4 protein-coding genes are annotated in these 6,097 nt (G+C 73.2%); 2 read left to right on the top strand and 2 right to left on the bottom strand.

What is annotated here, in order from left to right:
• Positions 1-135: 135 nt before the first annotated feature.
• Positions 136-1,251, bottom strand: coding sequence for a S1C family serine protease (locus ACFU7Z_RS34515; RefSeq protein ID WP_380781925.1), 1,116 nt, complete (start codon positions 1,249-1,251; stop codon positions 136-138).
• A 204-nt stretch (positions 1,252-1,455) separates the two neighbouring features.
• On the opposite strand from ACFU7Z_RS34515, the gene galE reads away from it, so the two are divergent.
• Positions 1,456-2,442: a UDP-glucose 4-epimerase GalE gene (gene galE, locus ACFU7Z_RS34510; protein WP_074003997.1), complete on the top strand. Its 987-nt coding sequence runs from the start codon at positions 1,456-1,458 to the stop codon at positions 2,440-2,442.
• A gap of 37 nt (positions 2,443-2,479) precedes the next feature.
• On the opposite strand, the gene ACFU7Z_RS34505 is transcribed toward galE, so the two are convergent.
• Positions 2,480-4,852, bottom strand: coding sequence for a PQQ-binding-like beta-propeller repeat protein (locus ACFU7Z_RS34505; protein ID WP_380781923.1), 2,373 nt, complete (start codon positions 4,850-4,852; stop codon positions 2,480-2,482).
• A gap of 449 nt (positions 4,853-5,301) precedes the next feature.
• On the opposite strand from ACFU7Z_RS34505, the gene ACFU7Z_RS34500 reads away from it, so the two are divergent.
• A complete protein-coding gene (locus ACFU7Z_RS34500) occupies positions 5,302-5,949 on the top strand; it encodes a TetR family transcriptional regulator (RefSeq protein WP_049651546.1) in 648 nt (215 codons plus the stop codon).
• The last annotated feature ends 148 nt before the right edge of the window (positions 5,950-6,097 follow it).

Below are 6,097 nucleotides of genomic sequence, written 5' to 3'. Positions count from 1 at the left end.
GTGTACACAGAGTGCACAGGACCTCCGGTCTGTGTGCAGGGGTGTGGAGAGGACTGCCGCGTACCGCGAATGGGTACGGCACCCGGCCCGCTGAACCCTTGCGCGGCGTGCGGCCCGGCGTCCCCGTACCGGGGCTCAGGGGGAGGAGGTCTGGGCGCCTTCCAGTTCGCCGAGGGTGACGTCGGCGGTCTTGCTGCCGCCGTCCCGGGTGTAGGTGACGGTGACCTTGCTGCCCGGGGTGAGCGAGGCGAGCGCGGTGGTGAGCGCGTTCAGCGAGTCGACCTGGGTGTCGCCGATCCTGGTGATGACGTCGCCGGCCCGGAGCCCCGCCGAGGCCGCCGCCCCGCCCGGGGTGACCGCCACGATGACCGCGCCGGCCGGCTGGAACTGCTGGTTGAAGCTGGTCCGGGCGGTGATGCCGAGCGCGGCCCGGCCGGAGTTGGTGACCTTGCCCTGCTTGATCAGCTGGTCGGCGATGTTGGTGATGGTGCTCGCCGGGATGGCGAAGCCGATGCCGGGGGCGGCCGCGCCGTTGCTCTGCGGCTCGGTCGCGGCGAGCGTGTTGATGCCGATCACCTTGCTGTCCAGGTTCACCAGCGCGCCGCCGCTGTTGCCCGGGTTGATCGCCGCCGAGGTCTGCACCATGTTGCCGATGGTGGCGCCCGGCGAGCCGGGGCCCTGGGGTTCGGAGACGGTCCGCCCGGTGGCCGAGACGATGCCCTGGGTGACGCTGCTGGAGAGCCCCAGCGGGCTGCCCATGGCGAGGGTGATCTGGCCGAGCTGGACCTTGCCCGAGTCGCCGAAGCTGGCCGGCCGGAGACCGCTCGGCGGGTTGTTCAGCCGGATCACCGCGAGGTCGGAGTCGGGGTAGCTGGCGACCAGGCCGGCGTCCAGCGTCGTGGTGCTGTTGGCGAGGGTCACCGTGAAGGTCTTCGCGGAGCCGACCACGTGGGCGTTGGTGACGATGTCGCCCTTGTCGTCGTAGACGATCCCGGAGCCGAGGCTGTCGCCGGTGGTGATCTGCACCACGGAGGGCAGCACGTTGGCGATCACCGCCTGGTAGGCGTCCTGCAGCTGGGTCCCGCCGTTCGACTGGCCGGACGCCGCGGAGGCCTGGGTGGAGCCGGAGGACGAGGGCGAGCCGGTGGCGGCGACGGTGGCGGAGGAGGACGTGCCGCTGCTGCAGCCGGCCAGCGCCAGCGCGGCCGCCACCGCGACCACGGCCGCGGCCGGCAGCCGCCCGCCGGGCAGGGGGCTGGTGTGTTCCTTGCGACGGTGCACCTGGCTGCCTCCGATTCGTCACCACGCCGGGGGGCGCGGGCATGAGCGCACGGAAATCCTTGTCAGCTTTTCACCGTTTTGTCCGCTTTGTGGCTTCGACTCGCCCGAACGTGGCGGTCGGATCCGAACGCGGGTGCGCCGGAGATCCCCGAGGCGCGCCCCTAGGATCGGCACATGACTTGGTTGATCACCGGCGGTGCCGGATACATCGGCGGACACGTCGTCCGACAGCTGCTCGACGCCGGGGAGCGCGTCGCCGTCCTGGACGACCTCAGCACCGGCGACGCCTCCCGGCTGCCGGCCGGCGTCCCCCTGATCGAGGGCTCCACCCTGGACCGCGCCGCCCTGGACGCCGCGATCCGCGAGCACGGCGTCGAGGGCATCCTGCACTTCGCCGCCAAGAAGCAGGTCGGCGAGTCCGTCGAGCAGCCGTTCCTGTACTACCGCGAGAACATGATCGGCCTCCAGACCGTCCTGGAGGCCGCCGCCGAGGGCGGGGTGAAGCGCTTCCTCTTCTCCTCCTCCGCCGCGGTCTACGGCATGCCGGACGTCGACCTGGTCACCGAGTCCACGCCCTGTGCCCCGATGAGCCCGTACGGCGAGACCAAGCTGGCCGGCGAGTGGCTGGTCGCCGCGGCCGGCAAGGCCCACGGCATGTCCACCGTGGCCCTGCGCTACTTCAACGTGGCCGGCGCCGCCTCCCCCGAGCTCTCCGACGCCGGGGTGTTCAACCTGATCCCGATGGTCTTCGAGCGGCTCACCGCCGGCGAGGCCCCGCGGGTCTTCGGCGACGACTACCAGACCCCGGACGGCACCTGCGTCCGCGACTTCATCCACGTCTCCGACATCGCCTCGGCGCACGTGGCGGCCGCCAAGCGGATGGCCGCCGACCCGGCCGGCGCGACCTCCCTGGTGCTGAACATCGGCCGCGGCGAGGGCGTCAGCGTCAAGGAGATGCTGGCGGTGATCGGCAAGGTCACCGGCTACGACACCGCCGCCGAGGTGACCCCGCGCCGCCCCGGCGACCCGGCCCGGGTGGTGGCCTCCGCCGACCTGATCCACCGCGAGCTGGGCTGGACCGCCCGCCACGACGTGACCGAGATGGTCTCCTCCGCATGGGACGGCTGGTGCAGCCGCCACCCCGGGGCCCGCAGGGCCTGATCCGACGGCGCCCGTCCGGCGGTGTCCGCCCCGCGGTTCAGCGGGCGGGCACCGCCGTGCCGTAGAAGGCGTCCAGCGCGTACACGCAGCGGTCCTTGGAGCCGACGAAGACCCGGCCGCCGACCGCCACCGGCGAGCCGGTGAGCTCGCCCTTGGTGCCGAGCTCCCAGCGCAGCTGACCGCTGGCCAGGTCCAGGGTGTGCAGCGAGTGGTCCCGGCTGCCCAGGTGCACCAGGCCGTCGGCCACCGCCGGGGAGCCGACGATCTCGCCGCGGGCGGTGTAGCGCCAGCGCTCCCGGCCGGTGGCCGCCTCGAAGGCGTACAGCACCTCGCCGTTGCCGACCAGCACCATGCCGTCCGAGACCACCACCGGGTCGGCCCCCTGGCGGCGGCCGGTGACCCCGCGCCAGCGGTCCCGGCCGGTGGCCGCGTCCAGCGCGTAGACCGTGCCCAGGTAGTCGGCCACGTAGACCGCGTCGGCGTCCAGGGCGGGCGGGGTGAACAGCACCACCGGGGCGTCGAAGCGCCAGCGCTCGGCCCCGCTGGCCGCGTCCAGCGCGTACACCCGGGTGCCGGCCGACACGTACAGCACGCCGCCGCGCTCGACCGGGTGCGAGGGCACCTCCTCGCCGACCGGGAAGGACCAGCGCAGGCCCGCGCCGCGCGGGTCGACGCAGCGCAGCCGCCCGCCGCCGTAGTAGTAGGCGGCGCCGCCCACCAGGACCGGGCCGGACTGCGGGTTCTCGAAGTCCTGCTGGGCGTCGTCGGCGCGCCACAGCTCGGCGCCGTTGGCGGCCGAGCGGAGCTGGACGCCGCCGCCCCTGATGCCACAGCAGAGCACGCCGTCGGCGGCGGAGAGCGAGTAGACCCAGCCGTCCAGCGAGGTGCGCCAGCGCTCGGTGCCGTCCGCGGCGTCCACGGTGTACAGGTGCGGGCCGTCCGCGGCGTGCACCCGGCTGGCGTCCACCGCGAGCGCCCACGCCACGTCCCGGGTCTTGTAGCGGCGCTCACCGGAGGCGATGTCCAGCGCGTGCACCTCGAAGCTGGAGACGAACAGCGTCCCGTCGGCGACCACCGGGGTGCCCCAGACGTCGTTGGACATCCGGAACCGCCAGGGGCGCCAGCGGGCGACCGGCGGGGGCGGCGGGACGGGGGCCCGGCGGACCCAGTCGGTCGTGGCCGGGGCGGTGCTCGGGCCGGGCTGCTCGTGCTCGGCCCGCGGCCCCGGGCCTATCCGGACGGAGGCGCCGGAGAGCTGCACCTCGACGGCGCCGCCGGTGGGCGCCCGGTGCCGGTTCGGGGAGGCGATCTTCGCGGTCGGGATCTCGGCGTCCGAGCCCGGGGCGCGCTGCGGCAGGCTGTGCACCGGCCCGGCCGGCGACTGGGCGTGCCGCCCGCCCGGATTGGTGCGCGGGTCGGCCGGGCCGGGGTGCTGCGGCGGGACGTGCGCGGGCGGCGCCTGGGGGTGCGGGGGCGGCTGGGCCGGCTCGGCCGGCGGGCGCGGCGGCTGGGCGGCCGGGCGCCGGCCCCGCTTGCGCTCGATCAGCTCCAGCGCGTGGGCGGGCAGCCAGTCCCCGGCCTCGCCGGTGGCGTCGTCCCGGGAGAAGAGGTGCGGGGCGAGCTCGGTCTGGATCTGCGCCGGGGTGGGCCGGCGCTCGGGGGCCTGCTGCATGCAGCGGCGGACCAGGTCCATCAGCTCGGGCGGCATGCCGGTCAGGTCCGGCTCCTCGCGCAGCAGCTGGAACACCGTCTCGACCGGGTTGGTGCCCCGGTAGGGCGGGTGCCCGGTGGCGCAGAAGACCATCAGCGAGCCGAGCGAGAAGACGTCGCTGGCGCCCCGGACGGTGCGGCTGTCCCGGGCCTGCTCGGGGGACATGTAGGCGGGGGTGCCGACCGCGACGTTGGTCATGGTGAGCCGGGTGCTGGAGACCCCGGCCGCGATCCCGAAGTCGATCACCTTCGGGCCGTCCTCGACCACCAGGACGTTGGAGGGCTTGAGGTCGCGGTGGATCAGCCCGGCCGCGTGGATGGACTCCAGGGCCTCGGCGATGCCGGCGACCAGCCAGCGGGTGGCCTCCACCGGCAGCGGGCCGCACTCCTCGACCAGGTCCTCCAGCGAGGGCGCCGGGATGTAGGCGGTGGCCAGCCAGGGCACCCGGGCGTCCGCGTCGGCGTCCACCACCGCCGCCGTGTAGAAGCCGCCGACCGTCTTGGCCGCCGCGATCTCCCGGGCGAAGCGGACCCGGAACAGCTCGTCCTCGGCCAGCTCACCCCGCACGGTCTTGATGGCCACCCGCCGCCCGGCCGCGGAACGCGCCAGGTAGACCAGCCCCATCCCACCCGCGCCGAGCCGCCCCAGCACCTCGAAGGGCCCGATCCGCCTCGGATCGTGCGCCGTCAGCTGGTCCACTCCGCTGCCACCTCCCCGTTGTCCGCACCCGCCGCGTGGTGCCGGACCCGATTCTCCAATGCCGTCCCGCGCATATCCAACCTCCCCCACCCCCTGAAACACGTCGTCCCGGCCCGGAGGACGCCCCGGACAGGCCTCTGACCAGCGAGGACGGAACGACCGGATCCTGACGCCCGCTCCGGGGGCGGCTTGCGCCCGGGGCTCCGGACCGTCCACTTCCGGACGGCACCGCACTCTTCGGTCATCGTCACGCTCTGTCACCCGACCACCCCTCAGCGGACTTGCCGTCACGCTGTGAGATCGCAAGCACACGGGGGGGCTTCAAACAGGGGCTTCGAACCCCGGTGAATATCCGTCCGAAGTGGTTCATGCCGCTATACCAACCCCCGTGCGGAGTAATAGTCGCATCACCGAATCGCGCCAAGATCGTGCCACGGTAAGCTGACGGCATGACAGGACAAGTTCGCACCGTCGACGGTCGCGTCGCCGGGCGACGCGGACAGGAGACGCGGCAGAAGCTGCTCGACTGCCTCCGCGAGATGCTCAGCACGTCGCCCTATCGGGACGTCAAGGTCATCGACGTCGCCCGTATGGCGGGTACCTCCCCCGCGACCTTCTACCAGTACTTCCCGGATGTCGAGGGCGCTGTCCTCGAAATCGCCGAGGAAATGGCCAAGGACGCCGACCAGCTCAAAGAGCTGGTGGCCGGAAAGTCCTGGGCAGGGAAGTCCGGACCGACCACTTCGGAAGAACTGGTCGACGGATTCCTCGCCTTCTGGCGCAAGAACGACGCCATTCTCCGAGTGGTCACGCTCGGTGCCGCCGAAGGGGACAAGCGGTTCTTCAAGATCCGCATGACGGTCCTCAACGCGGTCGCCAAGCCGCTCGCGGAGGCCGTCAGGGAACTCCAGGCGAAGGGTCAGGCCGACAAGTCGCTCGACCCGAACGCCGTGGCCGGGGCCCTGGTCTCGCTGCTCGCCTCGGCGGCCGAGCACCAGAAGGCCTTCACCTCCTGGGGCGTCAAGGTCAAGGACCTCAAGCCCAACCTCGCTCCCCTGGTGTACCTGGGCGTCACCGGCAAGAAGGCGCCCAAGTAGGACCGTCCACCGACCCACCATCCGCTCCGCGCGCAGCCCCGGCCTCCTGTCCGGGGAACGACGGACGGCGGCCGTGTCCTCGGGGGAGGTCCGCCGACGTACCGCAAGCGCGCCAGACATGCCGCTGGGCGGGCACCCGTGACAGGGC

The sequence above is a fragment of the Kitasatospora sp. NPDC057518 genome (assembly GCF_042802075.1).
Lineage (GTDB): Bacteria > Actinomycetota > Actinomycetes > Streptomycetales > Streptomycetaceae > Kitasatospora.
Note: the sequence above shows the minus strand (reverse complement) of the source record. Positions and strands in the feature narration are given on the sequence as shown.